Source organism: Kitasatospora sp. NPDC087861 (assembly GCF_044742585.1).
In the GTDB taxonomy this organism is placed as follows: domain Bacteria; phylum Actinomycetota; class Actinomycetes; order Streptomycetales; family Streptomycetaceae; genus Kitasatospora.
In genome coordinates this window covers 85361-104268 of the sequence record NZ_JBIUUS010000013.1, presented here as the reverse complement: position 1 = coordinate 104268, position 18908 = coordinate 85361, and the positions used below count along the sequence as shown (strand labels likewise).

General features: G+C 72.8%; 17 protein-coding genes. 6 read left to right on the top strand and 11 right to left on the bottom strand.

The window, feature by feature from the left end; all coding sequences use genetic code 11:
• Nucleotides 1-23: 23 nt before the first annotated feature.
• On the bottom strand, nucleotides 24-896 hold the full coding sequence (locus ACIOJE_RS19815; RefSeq protein WP_400777580.1) for an aminoglycoside phosphotransferase family protein: 873 nt from the start codon (nucleotides 894-896) through the stop codon (nucleotides 24-26).
• A gap of 503 nt (nucleotides 897-1399) precedes the next feature.
• Nucleotides 1400-2422, bottom strand: a complete 1023-nt coding sequence (locus ACIOJE_RS19810) for a hypothetical protein (RefSeq protein ID WP_400777578.1) — start codon at nucleotides 2420-2422, stop codon at nucleotides 1400-1402.
• Between the two features lie 131 nt (nucleotides 2423-2553).
• Between ACIOJE_RS19810 and ACIOJE_RS19805 the strand changes: the two genes are divergently transcribed.
• Complete coding sequence (locus tag ACIOJE_RS19805) at nucleotides 2554-3159, top strand: TetR/AcrR family transcriptional regulator (protein ID WP_400777576.1); 606 nt, start codon at nucleotides 2554-2556, stop codon at nucleotides 3157-3159.
• Between the two features lie 189 nt (nucleotides 3160-3348).
• Here ACIOJE_RS19805 and ACIOJE_RS19800 read toward each other — a convergent pair whose 3' ends face one another.
• Both ACIOJE_RS19800 and ACIOJE_RS19795 read right to left on the bottom strand, forming a co-directional pair.
• Entirely contained in the window at nucleotides 3349-4002 is a 654-nt protein-coding gene (locus ACIOJE_RS19800; protein ID WP_400777575.1) for a DUF1707 domain-containing protein, read from the bottom strand.
• Nucleotides 4003-4193: 191 nt separating this feature from the next.
• Nucleotides 4194-4808 (bottom strand): TetR/AcrR family transcriptional regulator, encoded by a 615-nt coding sequence (locus ACIOJE_RS19795; protein WP_400777574.1) that lies wholly within the window; start codon nucleotides 4806-4808, stop codon nucleotides 4194-4196.
• A 109-nt stretch (nucleotides 4809-4917) separates the two neighbouring features.
• Between ACIOJE_RS19795 and ACIOJE_RS19790 the strand changes: the two genes are divergently transcribed.
• The gene (locus ACIOJE_RS19790) at nucleotides 4918-5661 is read left to right on the top strand and encodes an SDR family oxidoreductase (protein WP_280674208.1); all 744 of its coding nucleotides are present in this window, start codon (nucleotides 4918-4920) and stop codon (nucleotides 5659-5661) included.
• A 131-nt stretch (nucleotides 5662-5792) separates the two neighbouring features.
• The gene (locus tag ACIOJE_RS19785) at nucleotides 5793-5942 is read left to right on the top strand and encodes a hypothetical protein (protein WP_400777573.1); all 150 of its coding nucleotides are present in this window, start codon (nucleotides 5793-5795) and stop codon (nucleotides 5940-5942) included.
• 19 nt (nucleotides 5943-5961) lie between these two features.
• On the opposite strand, the gene ACIOJE_RS19780 is transcribed toward ACIOJE_RS19785, so the two are convergent.
• The 3 genes from ACIOJE_RS19780 to ACIOJE_RS19770 all read right to left on the bottom strand — a co-directional run bounded on the left by ACIOJE_RS19780 (nucleotide 5962) and on the right by ACIOJE_RS19770 (nucleotide 10066).
• On the bottom strand, nucleotides 5962-7410 hold the full coding sequence (locus ACIOJE_RS19780; RefSeq protein WP_400777571.1) for an SDR family oxidoreductase: 1449 nt from the start codon (nucleotides 7408-7410) through the stop codon (nucleotides 5962-5964).
• A gap of 176 nt (nucleotides 7411-7586) precedes the next feature.
• On the bottom strand, nucleotides 7587-9089 hold the full coding sequence (locus tag ACIOJE_RS19775; protein ID WP_400777570.1) for a carbohydrate binding domain-containing protein: 1503 nt from the start codon (nucleotides 9087-9089) through the stop codon (nucleotides 7587-7589).
• A 380-nt stretch (nucleotides 9090-9469) separates the two neighbouring features.
• A complete protein-coding gene (locus ACIOJE_RS19770) occupies nucleotides 9470-10066 on the bottom strand; it encodes a choice-of-anchor C family protein (RefSeq protein WP_280674205.1) in 597 nt (198 codons plus the stop codon).
• 291 nt (nucleotides 10067-10357) lie between these two features.
• Here ACIOJE_RS19770 and ACIOJE_RS19765 point away from each other — a divergent pair, with 291 nt between their 5' ends.
• On the top strand, nucleotides 10358-11083 hold the full coding sequence (locus ACIOJE_RS19765; RefSeq protein ID WP_400777567.1) for a GDSL-type esterase/lipase family protein: 726 nt from the start codon (nucleotides 10358-10360) through the stop codon (nucleotides 11081-11083).
• A gap of 135 nt (nucleotides 11084-11218) precedes the next feature.
• On the top strand, nucleotides 11219-12175 hold the full coding sequence (locus ACIOJE_RS19760; protein WP_280674203.1) for an aldo/keto reductase: 957 nt from the start codon (nucleotides 11219-11221) through the stop codon (nucleotides 12173-12175).
• Between the two features lie 70 nt (nucleotides 12176-12245).
• On the opposite strand, the gene ACIOJE_RS19755 is transcribed toward ACIOJE_RS19760, so the two are convergent.
• The 4 genes from ACIOJE_RS19755 to ACIOJE_RS19740 form a co-directional block, all read right to left on the bottom strand.
• Nucleotides 12246-12932, bottom strand: coding sequence for a GNAT family N-acetyltransferase (locus ACIOJE_RS19755; RefSeq protein WP_400777565.1), 687 nt, complete (start codon nucleotides 12930-12932; stop codon nucleotides 12246-12248).
• 130 nt (nucleotides 12933-13062) lie between these two features.
• Nucleotides 13063-13752 (bottom strand): nitroreductase family protein, encoded by a 690-nt coding sequence (locus ACIOJE_RS19750; protein ID WP_280674201.1) that lies wholly within the window; start codon nucleotides 13750-13752, stop codon nucleotides 13063-13065.
• Between the two features lie 50 nt (nucleotides 13753-13802).
• On the bottom strand, nucleotides 13803-15440 hold the full coding sequence (locus tag ACIOJE_RS19745) for an ABC-F family ATP-binding cassette domain-containing protein (protein ID WP_400777562.1): 1638 nt from the start codon (nucleotides 15438-15440) through the stop codon (nucleotides 13803-13805).
• A gap of 105 nt (nucleotides 15441-15545) precedes the next feature.
• Nucleotides 15546-16781: a trypsin-like serine peptidase gene (locus ACIOJE_RS19740; protein ID WP_400777561.1), complete on the bottom strand. Its 1236-nt coding sequence runs from the start codon at nucleotides 16779-16781 to the stop codon at nucleotides 15546-15548.
• A gap of 469 nt (nucleotides 16782-17250) precedes the next feature.
• On the opposite strand from ACIOJE_RS19740, the gene ACIOJE_RS19735 reads away from it, so the two are divergent.
• Nucleotides 17251-18861, top strand: a complete 1611-nt coding sequence (locus ACIOJE_RS19735; RefSeq protein WP_280674198.1) for an ABC-F family ATP-binding cassette domain-containing protein — start codon at nucleotides 17251-17253, stop codon at nucleotides 18859-18861.
• Nucleotides 18862-18908: the final 47 nt, after the last annotated feature.

Here is an 18908-nt window from a genome sequence, read left to right as displayed (position 1 = left end):
GCCCGGACGGTCGGCGGTTCACGTCAGGTGAGCGCTTCCACGATGTGGGAGCAGCGCACCGGGTCCTCGGTGAAGCCGGCTCGAAGACCCCACATCCAGTACTCGATGGCCCGGAGCAGTGCCCACTTGCGGGCGCGGTCGCGGTCGAGGTCCGCGGCGTCGGCCAGCGCGTCGACACACCACTCGACGCGCGAGGAGCCGAGTTCGTCGAATCGGCTCCAGAGCAGAGGTGCCACCTGGAATTCGAGGACGCCCCGAACGATCAGCGGGTCGACGACTGCCCAGCCCCCGTTCCGGGTGCGCAGCACCTGGTCGTAGTGCAGGTCGTTGTTGACCAGGACCGTGTAGTCGTCGTTGGACAACTCCTCGGCCAGGTCCAGTCCGCGGTCGAGTGTGCGCCGGGGCATCGGACGGCCGAGCTCCTCCCACTGGCCGACGAACTCCCGCCGGTGGCCTGCGGCGATGCCGCCGGTCGTGCGGAGACCGTGGGGTGGTTCGACGGCCAGCCTTCGCAGCAGCGACCCGATCACGGGGACCGCTTCCTCCAGCGGCATTTCCCGCAACGGACGGGTGTGGTCCAGCCGTTGCATCAGCATGACGCCCGCCGTGGTGTCGGCGTCGTCGAGCCGGACCGCGCCGTGGCCGTCCCACAGGCGCAGCGCGAGCACCTGCTCTTCCATCTGCCGGTCGGGCCATGTCACCTTCAGCGCCAGCGGCTCGCCGTCCCGGCGGACCGGTACGACGAGGCTGTTGTAGCCGTGCATGGGCGGCCCGTCGACCTTCAGGTCCCACCGGTCGCACCATGTGGCGACGGTGTCCGGCAGGGCCGCCAGCCACCGGCTGCCCGCCCTGCCCTCGTGCTGCCAGCGGCCGAAGGCCCGAAGGGACTCGGGCACCTCTACCAGCTTGCGTTGTTGCGGGTTCCCAGGAGTCACAGCATCTCCGTGACGACCTGATCTCAGGCCTCGTAGTCGGCCCGTTCCTCTCCGATCGGCGGGGTACGGCCGGTTAGGCGGTTCAGCGGATGGAAGATCCTACGCACCGGACATCCTTGCCGGTCCGGACAGTTCGCGCCCGGCGTCGGACAGCTCCGCCGTCTCCCCGAAGATCCTGCCGGGTGTCGTGTCGGCATGTTCCGCGGAGCTCATGAGCAACCCTCGATTTCTCGGTCGGCAGGCGGTCACCGTACCGATCACGATGATTGGCGCACCATCGCTCTGCCTGCCGGTGGCGGTGCTGGGAGCCCTCAAGCTCGCGCGATGGCCTGTCCTGCGCAGGAAGTCGGGCCGGCCGACTTCCTGCGCACGGGCGCACGAGGGGGCAGCAGCCGGCACGAACTCAGACGAATCGGTAGACCGGTCTGCATATTGTGGCCCGAGGCACGGGCCGCGCGGGCGGGTCAGTGGTTGTGGTGGTAGTCGGCGAGGGTGGTGAAGGCCTGCTTGGGGTCCCAGGGGAGGTCAGGGTAGACCGATCCGGGGCGGCGGTCCTCGTAGACCTTGACGATGCCGTAGCTGGCGAGGTCGAGGTCGTCGCGGGGGTCGCCGTCGGGGCGGTGCACGTGGTCGTGGAGGGCGAAGGTGAAGACGAAGGTGGCGTCGATGCCGCCGGCGTCGAAGGCCTCCAGGAGCTCGCGCAGGTAGTCGGCCTGGCCGGCCTCGTCGCGCTCGTAGTTGCCGTTCAGGCGGACGGGGCCCTCGGGGGCGTATTCGACGATGTCCAGGCCGAGCGCGCCCCGGTCGCCCGCGCCGCGGTAGCCGGCGGAGCCGAACTCGGTGATGGCGACCGGCTTTCCCTGCGCGGTCAGGTCGCGGACGCCGTCGGCGAAGCGGTCGGCGATCTCGGCGGAGCGGTAGAGGTCGAGGGAGACGAGGTCGAACGGCGCCCAGTCGACGCGCTCCAGCGGCACGGCGGCGTAGGTGACGCGCCCACCGAAGTGTTCGCGGACGGTTGCCACGGCCTTGCCGAGGAACTCGTTGACCCGGCCGCTGACCGCGCCGACGTGTTCGCGCACGAGCTCGGGCCGGCCGAGCAGGGCGACGCGTTCCTCCGTGCTGTCGCCGGGCAGGAACCCCGGGTTCATCAGGCTGAGTTCGGCCCCCGCGACGAACACCACCTCGGCCCCGCGCCGCCGCAGCCGTTCCGCCCGCTCTGCGCAGTCGGCGAACAGCGCCAGCATCTCCTCGGCGGCGAGCTCCAGCGGGTAGGGGGAGAACCAGACCTCCAGGCCGAGGTCGGCGGCGTATCCGGCGGCGCGCTCGATCCGGTCGGGATCGCCGCCCATGATGCGGACCGCGTTGCAGTGCAGGTCGTCGCGGATGATGCGCAGTTCGCGTTCGACCTCCTTCGGGTCAAACCGCGTACGAGAGTACGACCCGTTCCTCACGAATCCGGTGTCGTAACTGATGCCTTTGGCGCGCACGGTCTCCTGCCTTCCTGTGGGGCTGGCGAATACGGTACGAGAAGTACCCTAGTTGCCGTGGATCGCGTATGGCAAGAAGGATGGGAGGGTACGGGCGGTATCGATGGGCGGGACGGGACGGGGCGAGGTCCATGGCCGGGCAGACACGGCGACGCGGGGCGGCACTGGAGGAGGCGATCCTGCAGGCGGCGGTGGCGGAGCTCACCGAGTCCGGATTCGCCGGGCTGACCATGGACAAGGTCGCCGCCCGCGCCGGCACCAACAAGAACGCGATCTACCGCCGCTGGCCGAACCGCCTGGCCCTCGGCATCGCCGCCTACAAGCAGCTGGCCACCGCCGTCCCGCTCCCCGACACCGGCGAACTACGCGGCGACGCCCTGGAGTTGCTGCGTCAGGCGAACCGGCACTGGAGCTCCCCGCTCGGCGCGATCCTGCGTGACCTCCTGGTCGCGGCCGGCGGCGCGACGGAGTTCCTGGCACAGCTCCAGGACCAGTCCGGCGATGCCGCGGCCGCGCCCTGGCTCACCGTTCTGGGCCGCGCGGTCGCCCGGGGGGAGGCCGCCCCCGAGGTGCTCCACCCGAGGGTCGCGACGGTGGCGGTGGTGCTGCTGCGCAACGAGTTCGTGGTGCGCGGCGTGCCGAGCGCGCCCGACGACGTCCTCGTCGAGATCGTCGACGAGGTCTACCTCCCGCTGGTCCGACGCCGCGGGGAGGATGCCGGCCAAACCCTGGAGTGACGCCCGGCGCGGGGCGGCTCCGCGCCGGGGCGGGAGACCACGGTGACGGGCGAGCGGTACTTCGCGCCGACGCGACAAGGGCGAGGCCCGCCGCCCCGCCTTCGCACGGCTTTTTCCGGCGGACGGCCTGGATCGGGCAAGCCCGCCGCTGCGCCCGTTCGCCCGCCGGATGCGGTTGGACAGGGCAGGTCAGTCGCCGGCGGGCAGGGCCGTGCGCTTCCTCAGCAGCCACTGGCCGGCCGTCCTCCGCGGCTGCCGCACGACGACGCGACCGAAGCTCTTCTTGCCGACCAGTTCCACTCGCAGTGCGATCGGCGTACCGGGGGTCGGGGCCTGGTGGTTCTTGACCTTGCTGAACTCCAGATTCAGGGCGTCGGGATCGACCACGATGCCCGGTTTGACGATCAGCGTCAGGTTCTTGCCGCGCATGTCCAGGTCGATCTGCAAGGTGTCGTGTGTGATCACCGCCTGCGTGAAATCGAGTGTCACCTCGCACCACTCCACGGAGAGCTCCAGCCGTCGCGGCACCACCCAGTGCCCCACCCGCTCGACCGCACTGAACTTGCGGTCGATCCGCAGGACGTCCTTGGCCTCCGCCACGACCCCACCGGCCAAGGCCGACGCGGGCGGCAGGTCGGCGGTGAGTTCGGTCAGCTCGCGGACCGTCCGCGCCGACAGGGCGGCCTCCAGGCGCTGGTCCAGTTCGTCCGCGGTCAGTCGGCCGTCGCCCGCCGCGACACACAGCAGGTCGGCCACCCGATCCCGGTCCGCATGAGAGGCCCGCAGCTCGGGCTGCGAGCTGCGGCCAGTGCGCTTTCCGGCGGGCGAGAGCTCTCCCGACATACTTCCCGTCCTGAGCTTGACGAAGGTCTTCGCGCGATGGGGTCAGCGGCGCGGATGGGAACTAACGCTATATCGCGATATACGTTCCCGCCAGGCCTGGCCGGAGAGTGGATGGCTGTGGCCGGAACCGTGGCCGCGCACGTTCGCCGGGTCGTCGTTGCGCCACCCGGCGAACGTCGCCGGTCACGGCGTCAGTCGTTCCCGGCGACCAGGGATTCGGTGAGTCGGTCGGCCACGGTGGCGTCCAGGGGGGCGTGGCCGAGGAGGAAGCGGTACCAGAAGACGCCGTAGATCTGGTCCACGATCAGGTCGAGGTCGGTGTCCTCGGCGAGTTCGCCGCGTTCGCGGCCGCGGGTGAGCAGGTCGCGCAGGGTGGTGCGGCGGGCGGCGGTGAAGGTCTGCATGAGGTCGGCGAGGTGGGGGTCGCGGGCGGCTTCGCGGACGAGGGTGCGCAGGGCCGGGGCGGTGGCGCCGCGTTGGGCGCCGTCGAAGGTGGTGGTGATGAAGGCGCGGAGGTCGGTGCGCAGGGCGCCGGTGTCGGGGCCGGGGACGTCCTGGTCGGCGCGGTCGGTGAGGGCGTCGAGCAGGACGGCGCCCTTGGAGGGCCACCAGCGGTAGACGGTCTGCTTGCCGACGCCGGCGGTGCGGGCGATGGCGTCGATGGTGACGGGCGTGCCGTCCGACTCGGCGAGCAGGTGCAGGGCGGCGTCGAGGATCGCCTGGTGGGCGGCCTCGTTGCGGCGGCGTCCGGTGTGCGGGCGGGTCGGGCTGTCCGGAGAGCCCTGGGGGTGGTCGTTCGCCGTCATGACGTTCCCTTCGTCTGCGCTTTCGCTGTCCCCACTTGACAAGACTAGCAGTCTCGATAAACATCATTACCGGAACTAGCGGTCTCGACAATATGAAGGACGCGCCACCATGAGCACTACGTCAAACCTCTTCACCGGCCGGCACGTCGTCGTGATGGGCGGCAGCTCGGGCATCGGCGAGGCCGCGGCCGCCGCCTTCGCCGCGGACGGCGCCGAGGTCGTGGTCACCGGCCGCGACCGGGACCGGCTGGACGCCGCCGTCGCCCGGATCGGCGGCAGGACCAGCGGCTACCGGTTGGACGCCGCCGACCCCGAGGCCGTCGCCGCCTTCTTCGCTCAGGCCGGCACCGTCGACCACCTGGTCGTCGCCGTCAGCGGCGCGGCCGGCAGCGGCCCGTTCGCCCAGCTCGACCTGGCCGACCTCGCGACCGGGTTCGACGCCAAGTTCTGGCCGCAGGTCCGCGTCCTGCAGGCGGCCCTGCCGCACCTGCGGTCGGACGGATCCGTCACGCTGATCACCGCCGCCTCCGCCCGCGCCGCCATCCCCGGCACCGCCGGACTGGCCGCCATCAACGGTGCGCTGGAGGCGATGGTCCCGCCGCTGGCCGTCGAACTCGCCCCGCTGCGGATCAACGCCGTCTCGCCCGGCGTCATCGACACCCCGTGGTGGGACCGCGTCCCGGTGGAGCAGCGGACGGCGCTGTTCGAGGGCCTCGCCGCCACCACCCCGGTCGGCCGGGTCGGCCGGGCCGAGGACGTCGCGCGGGTGATCCACCTGCTCGCCGCCAACACCTTCGTGACGGGCGTGGTGTTCGACTGCACGGGCGGGGCCAACCTCCCCACCGGGCGTTGAACCAGGCGGAGTTGAGGTAGCGGAGTCGAGCGTGGCCGGTCCGGGGGCGGCTCCGGACCGGCCACGTTGTCACAGCTCGCGCGTACGGGGACATCGCCATCGCGCCGTTCGCCGTACGGGTCGACGGGGCGTTGTTCGGCCTGGTCATCGAGGAGGACGACGAGGACGAAGATGAGGACGGGGACGAAGACGAGGACGGGGACGGGGACGGTGTCTGGGCCGAGCTCTACCCCGACGGCCTCGGCTTCCACGCCCCGTGGGACGGCTGCTACGACACCTGAGCCGGCCGGGCCGCCCCGCTCACCACTCGGCCTCGCGGTAGTCCTTGAGGAACACCCCCGACACCGGGTGGCCCGCCTCGCCCCGGACGATGGGGTCGTAGACCCGCGCCGCCCCGTCCACGATGTCGAGCGGGGTGCGGAAACCCTGGGCGGCGAGGTGGGTCTTCTTGGGGGCCGGGTTCTCGTCGGTGATCCAGCCGGTGTCGACGGCGCACATGTGGACGCCCTGGGGGGCGAGTTCGGCGGCGCTGGTGCGGGTGAGCATGTTGAGGGCGGCCTTGGCCATGTTGGTGTGCGGGTGGCGCGCGGTCTTGTTCCGGACGGCGAAACGGCCCTCCACGGCCGTCACGTTGACGATGTAGCGCGCGGGGCGGGAGGAGGCGAGGAGCAGGGGGAGGAGGCGGTCGCAGAGGAGGGCGGGGGCGAGGGCGTTGACGAGTTGGGTCTCCAGCACCTCCGCCGGGTCCAGGGCGCCGAGGCGGACGGACCAGGAGTTGGCGGGGGAGAGGTCGGGCAGCAGCCCGGCCTCGTCCGGGACGTCGGAAAGGCCGGGGAGGCCGGGGAAGGCCGGGAGGTCGAGCAAGGGCGCGGCGCCGGACGGAAGTCGGGCAGGCTCGGCCAGGGGCCGGAAGCCGGGGGCGTGGGTGACGGCCCGGCGGTCGGGGGCGGGCAGGGCGGTGCGCTCGCCGGCGGCCAGCCGGGCGTAGGACTCGGGCGGGCGGCGCAGGGTCTGGGCGGCGTTGTTGACGAGGATGTCGAGTGGGCGGCCGTCGGCACGCAACTGCTCGGTGAGGCCGAGGACTTGGCGCGGGTCGCGGAGGTCGATGCCGACGACGGTGAGGCGGTCCCACCACTGTGCGCTGCCGGCGGCGGCGCGGAAGCGGCGGACGGTGTCGTGCGGGAAGCGGCTGGTGACGGTGAGGTCGGCGCCGTCGCGGAGCATCATCAGGGCGAGTTGGAAGCCGATCTTCACCCGCCCGCCGGTGAGCAGGGCGCGGCGGCCGCGCAGGTCGGTGCTGAGGGCGCGGCGGGTGGTGTTGTCGGCGGCGCAGCCGGGGCAGAGCATGTGGTAGAAGCCGTCGACCTGGCGGTAGGGCTGCTTGCAGACGTAGCACTTGCGCGGTGTCCGCAGCTCGCCGACGGGTCGGCCGGCGGGGGCGAGCGGGGTGTCCTCGCGGCGGTTGCGGGCGCCGGTGGCGGTGGTGGCGAGGAGCTCGTCGTCGGCCTGCCGGACGGCCTGCTTGGCTTCCTGGCGGCGGCGCTTGCGGCTCTCCATGACGAAGGAGCTGAGCTGCCGCTCGGCGTGCAGGCGGGTGCGGTCGTGCGCGGGGAGGGCGCGCAGGCGGCCGAGGGTGCGGCTGAACGCGGCGAGTTCCTCGGGGCTGAGTCCGGCGGCGCCGGCGGCCTCGGTGGCCGCCGTGATGGTGATGCGCTGGTTCTCGTCGTCCCGGACCGTCGTGCCGGTCATGTCCGCCCCCTCGTGCCGTGCAGGTGGGCGGGACTGTAGTGGACGGTCCGGGACGATGAGATGCCAATTTACGGCGGCCGCCGGCGCGCCGGGACGCCGGGACGCCGGGGTGTCGGCGGCCCCCCGGCCCACCGGCACCCCGACCGTCGACGCGGGTCAGTGACCGCCGACGCGGGTCAGCCCGCGTACTGGGCGAAGATCTTCGCGAACTCGTACGGCTGCTGCGGGATGTTGGTGCACTTGGAGAGCGAACCGCCGGTGCAGGCGTTGGCGTCGCGGGTGGCGTCCCAGAAGGCGAGCAGGCCGAGGTGGTTCTGCCTGGCGAAGGTCACCAGCTGCTGGGCGGCGGCCTGGTTGTAGATCTGGTGGTCGTCGTTCTCGCCGAGCATCGGGGTGACGCCGACCATGGCCCACAGCTGGGCGTCGGTCTTCGCCGGGTAGAGCGCCTTGAGCTGGCCGAACAGGGCCTGGGCGGCCTGCACGGCGGCGTTGCCGTAGTCGGTGCCGGCCCGGTAGTAGTCCATCGCCATGATGTTCACCAGGTCGACGTTCACCCCGGCGTCGCGGGCGGACTTGACGATGGCGACGCCGTCGGCGGTCAGGCCCTCGGGCAGGACGGGCAGCGTGAACGACACCTTGAGGCCGGGGTGGGCCTGCTGGAGCTTGGCGAGCGCGGCGGAGCGGCGGTCGTTGGAGGCGGTGTCGGCGATGGCCGCGCCCTCGATGTCGAAGTCGACGTAGCGCAGGTTGTAGGCGTTGACCACGGCGTCGTACTCGGCGAACAGCGCGTCCACGGTGGTGCAGGCGGCGGCGAGTTCGGTGCCGCTGGCGCCGCCGAAGGAGAGCTTGACGTCGCCGCCGGCCGCGCGCAGCGCGTCGATCTGGTCCTTGGCCCAGCCGGTGCGCGGGTCATAGGCGTTGAACCAGCTGGCCTTGCAGCCGACGCCGGTGACGAAGCCCATGGTGTAGGCCTTGAGGTTGCCGGACTTGGCCATGTCGGGCATGGACGGGGTGGGCCAGGCGCCCATGTCGATGTACGGCGCGACGGGGACGGCGACGTTCGGCGGCGGGGTGGTCGGGCCGCCGGTGGGCGTGCCGGTCGGCGTGCCCGAGGTGGGCGGCGGGGTGCTGGGGCCGCCGCCGGGGCCGGTGAGCGTGATGTCGTCGGCGAGGTAGGCGCCCTGCCCGTACCAGCCGTGCAGGTAGACGGTGACGCTGGTGGTGGCCGGTCCGGTGGTGAAACTGGTGGACAGCTGTTGCCAGTTGGCGCCGCCCGGGGTCCAGGTGGCCGGGTCGGTGACGCCGCTGCCGGTGGCGCCGAGGTAGACGTACTGGCCCTGCACCCAGGCGCTGAGGTTGTACGTGGTGTTGGGCTGGACGCTGACGGTCTGGCCGCACTGCGCGGTGTCGCTCGCGCTCACCGACCCCATGAGCGCGTAGCTGCCGCTGTGCGCGCCGGAGTTGACGACGCTGCCGGTTCCGGCGGAACAGCTCCAGGGGCTGAGCGTGCCGCTTTCCAGGCCGGGGTTGGCGAGCAGGTTGCCGTCGGCGGCGCCGGCGTTCCCGGCGAGCGCGGCGAGGCCGCCGGCGGCGAGTGCGGTGGCGGCGGCGAGGCTCAGCAGCTTGGTGCGGCCGGCGGGGCGGCGGTGTGTGGGGGCGGGCTGGGGCGCGCTGGGCATGGGGGTGCCTCTCGGGACGTGGGGCCGCCCGCGCCGCGAGAGGGGGAGACGCGGGGCGGGCGGCAGCTTGGGGGCTGGTCCGGTGCGGGGGCGGAGCGCGGTGCTGAGCATCAAACTGGACTAGACCAGCTGTGCACGTCAAGCACTTCCGGGGCATCGAAGGCCCGCCGTGGGAAGGTTTTAGGAACGGTTTAAGGCGCCGCGCCGAGCGCCCGGCCGAAGCTCCGCCGGACACCCCGGCCGAAGCTCCGTCGGAACGCCCGGCCGAAGCTCCGCCGAAATCCCGGCCGTGCGGGACGGCGGGAGGAACGCCGGTGGGCCGGCGGCCTGGGCCGCCGGCCCACCGGGCCCGGCATTCACCGGATCAGCAGATCAACTGATCACCCGCAACACGGCTTGCACTCCTTGACCTGGACGTCGTCCACGACCGGGCCGGCCGCGCCGGTGGTGGTGCTGGCGAAGGTCAGCGTGGTGGAGGCGCTCTGCGCGACGAAGCTCAACTGGCGGCCCACGTAACCCATGGCGGCCAGTGTCTTGCCGGTGATGTCGAAGGAGAAGTCCTGGAAGTCCTGGCCGTCGACGAGCACCCGGCCGGTCTTCACGGCCGGCGCGGCTGAGGGGTTGCCGGCCAGCGCGTACGTCACGGAGTACGTGGCGCCCGGGACGGTGGTGAAGGTCTGGGCGACGGCGCCGGTGTTGGAGCCGTTGAGGTCCACCGACTGGTCGCCCTCGGCGGCCTGCCAGAAGCCGGCGCCGATCAGGTCGACGCTGCCGCTGGTGACCCTCCACGGGCCGATGCTCTGACCGGCGGTCAACTCGGTGAAGCTGTTCGCCGGGACCTTGGGCGACTCGAAGCTTCCGTCGTCGAAGCGGCTGAGGGCGCGGTGGCCGCCGGCGGCCTGCGCCGGGACGGCCACCGCGGTGGCACCGGCCACGAGCAGGGCGACGGTGGCGAGGCGGGCACGCGAGAACGACATGGGTTTCTCCCCAACTGGTCTACCGGATGGATGAGCCGATGATCGGCTGCGCACAGAGCGTCCGCCGCCGCGGTGAACCCTGCCAAGGCCGGAGAGGTGGCGCTCGGTGGTGCGGAGAGCCCGCCGACGGACTCTTGCGCGCCGGTTTGACGGGTGGTCGCCTGTGCCCGCCCGGCGCCGGGCCGTGGTGGGAACGCACAGGTCCGACAGTCGGGCCACCGGGCACGGTGGTGAGAACCGACGTACGCGCTCCATGGGTGCCTCGGGCGCATCCCACCCTAGGGTGAGCCGATGACGACTCATATGATCAACGACCCCTTTGGTGGCCCGCGGATCTGCTTCATCGGCGACTCCTTCGTCCAGGGCCTCGGCGACCCGGAGTTCCGTGGCTGGGTCGGCCGCGTCCTCCAGACCGCCGCACCGGACGCCACCGCGTTCAACCTCGGCGTCCGGCGCGACAGCTCGGCGGACGTCCTGAACCGCTGCTGGGCCGAGGTCGAGGCCCGCACCCGGCCCGGGGCCGACAACCGGCTGGTGGTCTCCGTCGGCGCCAACGACGCGATGGCGCAGGACGGGGCGATGGCGTGCTCCGCCGAGCCGGCCCCGGGCACCGCGCCGACGCAGGGTGCCGTCCAGCAGGACGACCGGCCGCCCCGGGGCAGCGCGCCGCGCGTCGCGCCCGACCGCACCCTGGCCAACCTCGCCGCCCTGCTGGACGGTGCCCGCGAGCGCGGGATCGGCGTCCTGGTGGTCGGCCCGCCGCCGGTGGTCTGCGGGGGAGCGGAGCACCTGGCACGGCTGCTGAGGCTCGCCCCCGCGCTGGCCGCGCTCTGCGCCGGGGCCGGCGTGCCGTTCATCGACGTCACCCGGGCGCTGGCCGAGGATCCGGTCTGGGTGGCGGAGGCCGGTGCCGCGGACGGCGCGCACCCGGGCGCGGGCGGGTACGGACGGCTGGCGGAGCTGGTGCTCGGCGGCGGGTTCGGCGACTGGATCCGGTCGGAGCCCGGGCGGGCCTGACCTCCGGTGCCGGTACGGGCCTGACCCCAGTGGTCGGTACGGGCTTGACCTTGAGTGCACTCCAAGGTGAAAGCTGGACGCGTTGATCCACCGCACCACCACCGCAGACCCGCACACCACGATCGGAGCACCGTCATGCGCAAGGCCACGTTCGGCACCAACGGCCCGGAGATCGGCGTCCTCGGCCTCGGCTGCATGGGGATGACCTGGGCCTACGACGTCCAGAGCCGGGACGACGAGAACTCCGTCCGGGTGATCCGGCAGGCGCTGGACCTCGGCGTCACCCTGATCGACACCGCCGACATGTACGGCCCGTACACCAACGAGGAGGTGGTCGGCGCCGCCCTGGCCGGCCCGTACCGGGAGCGCGCGTTCCTCGCCACCAAGGTCGGCATCGTCCCGGGCGAGGTCGGCCAGTCGGGGGCCCGCGACGGCAGCCCCGAGCACGTGCGCCGCTCGATCGACGAGAGCCTGCGCCGCCTCGGCACCGACCACGTCGACCTCTACCAGCTGCACCGGGTCGACCCGGCCGTCCCGATCGAGGAGACCTGGGGCGCCCTCGCCGAGACCGTCGCGGCCGGCAAGGCCCGCCGGATCGGGCTCTCCGAGGTGACCGTCGAGGAGATCAAGCGGGCCCAGTCGGTGCACCCGGTGGCGTCCGTGCAGTCCGAACTCTCGCTCTGGACCCGGGACGTGCTGGCCGAGGTGCTGCCGTACACCGAGGAGCAGGGCATCGCCTTCCTGCCGTTCTCGCCGCTCGGCCGGGGCTTCCTGACCGGCAGCATCTCCTCCTTCGAGGAACTGCCCGCGGACGACTTCCGCCGCCGGCTGCCGCGTTTCCAGCAGGACGCGCTGAAGGCGAACCTGGCGTTGGTGGGGAAGGTCAAGGAGGTCGCCGAGCGGGTCGGTGCGACGCCCGCCCAGGTGGCGCTGGCCTGGGTGCTGGCGCAGGGCCGGTACGTCTTCCCGATCCCGGGCACCAAGACGCCGCGCTACCTGGTGGACAACGCGGGCGCGGCCGAGGTCGTGCTCTCGGCGGCCGACCTGGCCGAGCTGGACACGCTGCCGACGCCGACCGGCGAGCGCTACTGAGCCGAGCGGGCGGAGCGGCCGGAGCGAACGAGGCGGGCGGAGCGGGCCGTCCAGGGCGCCCCGCCCCGGGTCACCGTCCGGACCCCCTGATCCAGATCAGCTGCCGCCCGGTCTCGGCAGGAGCCCGGACGGCGGCCTCGGCGACCCGGTCGAGCCGGTAGCCGAGCTTGCGCGGGATGGCCGCGCTGGCGCCGTTCGCCTCGTCGCAGTGGATCTCCACCCGCGCGATGCCGGGCAGGGCCAGCGCGGCCTCGGTCAGCGCCCCGGCCGCGGTGGTGGCGATGCCGCGGCCGGCGTGCCGGGCGGCGACCCAGTAGCCGATCTCCAGCGCGCCGGGGCCGATCCGGCCGTGCAGGCCGAAGGCGCCGACCACGCCGCCGGGCTCGCTGTCCAGACCGACCAGGTACATGAAGTCGGTGCCGGCCTCCCAGGCGAGGGAGCCGGCCCGGGCCAGCTCGGCGGTCTGCGCCCGGGTGGGGGCCTCGGCCGCCCACTCCATCCAGGGCCGCAGGTGGTCCAGGTTGGCGCGGACGGCCTTGTTGAGCGCCACCGCGTGGCTGCTGCGGCGGCGCAGCAGCGAGATCCCACCGGGCAACCGCAGCGACTCGGGCGGCCGCCCGGTGGTGACCTCCCCGCAGGGACGCCGTTCGTCGGTGCCCGCAGCACCGGGGCGCCGCCCGGTGGCGACCTCGTCGGAGCCGGGGGTGTGGCGCGGAGTGGGCGGGTACTCGCAGGACCGTTGTCGCGGGTGGCTCATGACCGCGATTATGTCCTTGGCCGGAACCTGTCACCAACGGATTTCCCCGCCGCCGGCGCACTCCTCGGTGCACGATTCGGTGCACGATCCTGCCCCGCCCCGGCGCACCCGGGTGTGCGCGCCCGGCGGGTCAGAGCCGGATCAGCACCTCGTCGAGTTCCTTGCGCCGCAGGTCCGGCACGCGCGCCCCCTCGGCCGGGTAGCCGACCGGGATGACGTACGCGGCGCGCTCCTCCACCGGGCGCTCACAGACCTCGTTGAGGAACTTCATCGGGCTCGGCGTGTGGGTCAGCGTGGCCAACCCGGCCTGGTGCAGGGAGGCCAGCAGCAGCCCGACCGCGATCCCCACCGACTCCTTGGTGTAGTACGGGCGCGGCGAGGCGGGTCCCTTGTGCACCTCGAACACCACGATCACCGCCGGCGCGTCCTCCAGGAACGGCTTGCGCCAGTCGGTGCCGATCGGCGCCAACGCGGCCAGCCACTCCTCCGACGCCCGGTGCGCGTAGAACTCGCGCTCCTCGGCCTCGGCGGCCTCGCGCAGCCGCCGCTTGCGCTCCGGGTCGGTGATCACCACGAAGCGCCAGGGCTGGACGTGTGCGCCGCTGGGCGCGGTGTTGGCGGTCCGGATCGCCCACTCGACCACCCCGTCCGGGATCGGACGGGTCGCGTAGTCGCGGACGGTCCGGCGCTGCGCCATCACGTCGTGAAAGGACCTGCTGCGGGCCTCGGCCTCGTGGGCCGGCACCGTCATCGGGCGGAGCGGGACGCTCGGGTAGGAGCTGCCGTCCGCCGTACCGTCGACCGTACGGTTCTCAACCATGGCCGACAGCACAGCACATGACGCCTGCGCCGGGAAGAGGTCAAGACCACTTACCGCTCGTGCACCCGCCCGTCCCGGACCTCGATCCGCCGGTTCACCGCGACGGTGTCCAGCATCCGCCGGTCGTGGGTGACCAGCAGCAGGGTGCCGGTGTACGAGCCGAGCGCCGACTCCAGCTGCTCGATCGCGGGCAGGTCCAGGTGGTTGGTGGGCTCGTCCAGCACCAGCAGGTTGACCCCGCGCGCCTGCAGCAGCGCCAGCGCGGCCCGGGTGCGCTCGCCGGGGGAGAGGGTGCCGGCCGGGCGCATCACGTGCACCGCCTTGAGGCCGAACTTGGCCAGCAGGGTGCGCACCTCCTCCGGCGTGAGTTCCGGTACGGCGGCGGCGAAGGCGTCCGACAGCGGCTCGCCGCCGAGGAACAGCCCGCGCGCCTGGTCCACCTCGCCGACCACCACGCCGGAGCCCAGCGCGGCGCTGCCGCCGTCGAGTTCGAGTCGGCCGAGCAGGGCGGCCAGCAGCGTGGACTTGCCCGCGCCGTTGGTGCCGGTGATGGCGATCCGGTCCGCCCAGTCGATCTGCAGGTCCACCGGGCCGAAGGAGAAGTCGCCACGGCGGGCGACGGCCCCGCGCAGGGTGGCGACGACCGAGCCGGAGCGCGGCGCGGTGGCGATCTCCATCCGCAGCTCCCACTCCTTGCGCGGCTCCTCGACCACGTCCAGCCGCTCGATCATCCGCTGGGTCTGCCGGGCCTTGGAAGCCTGCTTCTCGGTGGACTCGGAGCGCATGGCGCGGCCGATCTTGTCGTTGTCGGAGGACTTGCGGCGGGCGTTGCGCACGCCGTGCTCCATCCAGCCGCGCTGCATCCGGGCCCGGGCCTCCAGCCCGGCCTTGGTGTCGGCGTACTCGTCGTACTCCTCGCGGGCGTGCCGACGGGCCACCGCGCGCTCCTCCAGGTACGCCTCGTAGCCGCCGCCGTACAGGTTGACCTGCTGCTGGTGCAGGTCCAGCTCCACCACCTTGGTGACGGTGCGGGCCAGGAACTCGCGGTCGTGGCTGATCAGCACGGTGCCCGCGCGCAGGCCCTTGACGAAGGCCTCCAGCCGCTCCAGGCCGTCCAGGTCGAGGTCGTTGGTGGGCTCGTCGAGCAGGAAGACGTCGTAGCGGGAGAGCAGCAGCGAGGCGAGGCCGGCCCGGGCGGCCTGGCCGCCGGACAGCGCCGTCATCGGCAGGTCGAGCGAGACCTTCAGGCCGAGCGAGTCGGCGACCTCCTCGGCGCGCTCCTCCAGGTCGGCGCCGCCGAGGTCCAGCCAGCGGTCCAGGCTCGCCGCGTACGCGTCGTCGGCGCCCGGGCGGCCCTCGACCAGGCCCTCGGTGGCCTCGTCCAGCGCGGTCTGCGCGGCGGTCACGCCCGTGCGGCGGGCCAGGAAGTCGCGTACCGACTCGCCCTCGCGCCGCTCCGGCTCCTGCGGCAGGTGGCCGATGTTGGCGGACGCCGGGCTGAGCCGCAGCGAGCCGCCCTCGGGAGTGTCCAGCCCGGCCAGCAGCCGCAGCAGCGTCGACTTTCCGGCGCCGTTCACGCCGACCAGGCCGATCACGTCGCCGGGGGCGACGACCAGGTCCAGGCCGGAGAAGAGGGTGCGCTCGCCGTGGCCGGCGGCGAGGTCCTTGACTACGAGTGTGGCGCTCATGATGAGCCCGATTGTAGGAGGAGCGGGCCGGGAGGCGGAAAGCGAAAGGCCCAGGGGACCCCGGCCGCTTCGGCCGCGGGCCCCCTGGGCCGGTCGATCAGCGGGTCACTTGGACTTCTTCGAGAAGTAGTCGAACATCCGGGCCGCCACGTCGTCCAGGTACGGACCGGCCTCCCAGGTGCTGGCGCCGTTGCCGATCGAGGTGTCGCTGACCAGGGCCGGCTTGCCGTCCTTGGGGGCGACCCAGCCGCCCCCGCTGCTGCCGCCGGTCATGTTGCAGCCGATCATCAGCATCGCCGGGCGGCTCGGGTCGCCGGCCTTCTTGGCCGGCTTGCCGCTGTCGCAGTGGTCCAGCTCGACGCCGTCGAACGGCTTGCCGGCCGGGTAGCCGTAGGCGCTGACGCTGGTGAGCTGCTCACGCGGGGCGTTGAACCAGATCGGCACGGAGCCGCCGACGGTCTCCTCCAGCGACTTGCCGTTGCCGCTCGGGTTGGCGACCTTGATGATGCCGAAGTCGTACTGACTCCACGGGCCGCCGTGCTCCGGGTCGGCCTCGGCCGACCACTGCGGCGAGACCATGCCCGCGGTCGCGCCCCACTCGCCGTACGGCTCGGCGTCGGCCTCGCTGGCCTGCTTGCCGCCGCTCAGCAGGCCGTTGCTGTTGTAGGCCGGGGCGAAGGAGATGTTGGTGTAGTAGGCGCCGCCCTTTCCGCCGTGCAGGCAGTGGCTGGCCGTCCACACCAGGTTGCTCTTGCCGGGGTTGGCCGGGTCGGAGACGACGGTGCCGGAGCACACGTAGTCCTCGTTCCCGTCCTTGAAGAAGATCTTGCCGTTGACGTGCAGGTTCTTCGCGTACGGGTGCTGCGTCGGCTTGGCCTCGACGACACTGGGCAGCGGGTCGCCGCCGCCGCTCGGGGGCTGGGCGGTGGTGGGCTGCGCCGGGGCCGGGGTGGCCGGCTTCGAGGTCGGCTGCGCCGGGGCCGCGCCGGTCGGCTGGGCCGGCGGCTGCGTCGGGTCGGGCTGCGGCTGCGGCATCGGCTTGGGCTTGGCGTTCAGGATCTTCTGGAGGGTCCAGTAGCCCTTGACCGCCGGAGCGACGACGTTCTGCTGGGCCCACTTGTCCCAGTCCTCGAACTTCCAGGTCTTCAACTCTTCGACGGTCGGCAGCTTGATCGGCGCCGCACCCGGCTTGCCGGTGGCACTGGCCGCGACCGTCGGAGCCGTGGTCTGGGCCACGGCCGGGTCGCTGTTGTCCGGGCCGCACGCGGTTGCGGCCAGCATGGTCAACGCGGCGACGGAGGCGCCCAGGACGGCACGGTTCGGCCGGGATATCGGTGACATGAGTTCAAATCCCCCTGTGAATAACCGCCATACGGCCCGTTCCGCGGGTACGGCTCGGCGGAGCCGCAGGTATGGCGGTGAGGAAGTCTGCCATGCGGATAAAGACGTCCTCACGCACACCCCCGGCCGGTACGAGGCCGTCACCGGATCGGCACCGGATCGGCACCCGCCCCCCTCCGGCACTCGGAAAACCGGTTGCGGACGTCGGGCGCCGTACGTAGCGTGAACGACCTCACCAGCCAGACAAGGAGAAGGCCGTTGCTCTACTGAGGTCCCGGGACACCGCCCCCGCCGCGCAGGCCTTCCGCCGCGCGGTGTGCGAGTGTGCGACCTCAGCCACGGCCCCCTGGCGAGTCCGATCCGTCTGGCCCGGATCCGCGCCACCCCCCTTCGGCCGTGCCGGCCCGCACCCGCGGTGTCTCCCCGTGTTGCTCCTCCTTCCCTTCGGCAACCACCCGGGAGGCCCTCCATGGCACAACCCACCACCACCGCCGTCCTCTGCACCGACCTGTCCTTCGAGTGGCCCGACGGCAAGCCCGTCCTGGACGGCTTCCACCTCGCCGTCGGCCCCGGCCGCACCGGCCTGATCGGGCTCAACGGAGCCGGCAAGTCCACCCTGCTGCGGCTGATCGCCGGCGAGCTGACACCCACCGGCGGCACCGTCCGGGTCGACGGCGAACTCGGCTACCTGCCACAGGGGTTGACACTGGACACCGCTCTGCGGGTGGACGAGGCGCTGGGCATCCGCGCCACCCGCGAGGCCCTGCACGCCATCGAGTCCGGCGACACCGACCAGCGCCACTTCGACGCCGTCGGCGACGACTGGGACGTCGAGGAGCGCGCCCGCGCCACCCTCGACCGGCTCGGCCTGCGCCGCCTCGGCCTCGACCGCACCACCGGTGAGCTCTCCGGGGGCGAGGCCGTGCTGCTGCGCCTCGCCGCCCTGCTGCTGCGCCGCCCCGACGTCCTGCTGCTCGACGAGCCCACCAACAACCTCGACCGGGCCGCCCGCGAGCGGCTCTACGAGACGGTGGCCGGCTGGCACGGCGTCCTGCTGGTCGTCAGCCACGACCGCGAACTGCTCCAGCACGTCGACCAGATCGCCGACCTGCGGGACGGCGCGGTCACCTGGTACGGCGGCAACTTCGCCGAGTACGAGCGCACCCTCGCCGCCCAGCAGGAGACCGCCGAGCGGCTGCTGCGCAACGCCGAGGCCGACGTCCAGCGCCAGAAGCGGGACTTGACCGAGGCCCGCACCCGGCTGGAGCGCAGCGCGAGTTACGGCAAGAAGCGCTCGGTCACCCGCAACGACCCGCACATCTTCGCGGGCAAGCTCAAACGCCAGGGCCAGGAGACGGCCGGGCGGCTCCAGGGCATGCACACCGAGCGGCTGGAGGAGGCCAGGCAGCGGCTCACCGCGGCCGAGGAGGCGGTCCGCGACGACGCCGAGATCCGGATCGACCTGCCGCGCACGGCCGTCCCGGTCGGGCGCACCGTGCTCACCCTGCAGAAGGTCCGGCTGCCCTACGGCAGCACCGCCGACCTCGACCTGCGCGGCCCCGAGCGGATCGCCCTGGTCGGCCGCAACGGCTCCGGCAAGACCACCCTGCTGCGTACCATCGCGGGCGAACTCCCGCCGCTGGAGGGCGAGATCACCACACCGGTGCCGCTGCGCCACCTGCCGCAGCGGCTCGACCTGCTGGCCGACGAGCTGACCGTCGCGGAGAACGTCAAGCTGTTCGCCCCCGCCGCCGGGGACAACGCGATCCGCGCCCGGCTGGCCCGCTTCCTGTTCCGCGGCGGCCGGGCCGATCAGCTCTCCGCCACCCTCTCCGGCGGCGAGCGGTTCCGGGCCACCCTGGCGGCCCTGCTGCTGGCCGACCCGCCGCCGCAGCTGCTGCTGCTCGACGAGCCGACCAACAACCTGGACCTCGCCAGCGTCCGCCAGCTCACCCAGGCGCTCGCCGCCTACCAGGGCGCGCTGATCGTGGCCAGCCACGACCTGCCGTTCCTGCGCGGCCTGGGCCTCACCCGGTGGCTGGAGCTGGACGGCGAACTGCGGGCGGTGGATCCGATGTAGCGGGCTCCGTCACCGCAGCCCGTCGGTCACCGGCCACGCTTCGCTGG

Excerpts from the sequence above, each read along its gene's own strand:
- ACIOJE_RS19735 (WP_280674198.1), top strand. The coding sequence starts at position 17,251 with ATGGCACAACCCACCACCACCGCCGTCCTCTGCACCGACCTGTCCTTC.
- ACIOJE_RS19750 (WP_280674201.1), bottom strand. The coding sequence starts at position 13,752 with ATGGTTGAGAACCGTACGGTCGACGGTACGGCGGACGGCAGCTCCTAC.
- ACIOJE_RS19800 (WP_400777575.1), bottom strand. The coding sequence starts at position 4,002 with ATGTCGGGAGAGCTCTCGCCCGCCGGAAAGCGCACTGGCCGCAGCTCG.
- ACIOJE_RS19775 (WP_400777570.1), bottom strand. The coding sequence starts at position 9,089 with ATGCCCAGCGCGCCCCAGCCCGCCCCCACACACCGCCGCCCCGCCGGC.
- ACIOJE_RS19765 (WP_400777567.1), top strand. The coding sequence starts at position 10,358 with ATGACGACTCATATGATCAACGACCCCTTTGGTGGCCCGCGGATCTGC.
- ACIOJE_RS19790 (WP_280674208.1), top strand. The coding sequence starts at position 4,918 with ATGAGCACTACGTCAAACCTCTTCACCGGCCGGCACGTCGTCGTGATG.
- ACIOJE_RS19770 (WP_280674205.1), bottom strand. The coding sequence starts at position 10,066 with ATGTCGTTCTCGCGTGCCCGCCTCGCCACCGTCGCCCTGCTCGTGGCC.
- ACIOJE_RS19745 (WP_400777562.1), bottom strand. The coding sequence starts at position 15,440 with ATGAGCGCCACACTCGTAGTCAAGGACCTCGCCGCCGGCCACGGCGAG.
- ACIOJE_RS19805 (WP_400777576.1), top strand. The coding sequence starts at position 2,554 with ATGGCCGGGCAGACACGGCGACGCGGGGCGGCACTGGAGGAGGCGATC.
- ACIOJE_RS19780 (WP_400777571.1), bottom strand. The coding sequence starts at position 7,410 with ATGACCGGCACGACGGTCCGGGACGACGAGAACCAGCGCATCACCATC.
- ACIOJE_RS19760 (WP_280674203.1), top strand. The coding sequence starts at position 11,219 with ATGCGCAAGGCCACGTTCGGCACCAACGGCCCGGAGATCGGCGTCCTC.
- ACIOJE_RS19740 (WP_400777561.1), bottom strand. The coding sequence starts at position 16,781 with ATGTCACCGATATCCCGGCCGAACCGTGCCGTCCTGGGCGCCTCCGTC.
- ACIOJE_RS19755 (WP_400777565.1), bottom strand. The coding sequence starts at position 12,932 with ATGAGCCACCCGCGACAACGGTCCTGCGAGTACCCGCCCACTCCGCGC.
- ACIOJE_RS19795 (WP_400777574.1), bottom strand. The coding sequence starts at position 4,808 with ATGACGGCGAACGACCACCCCCAGGGCTCTCCGGACAGCCCGACCCGC.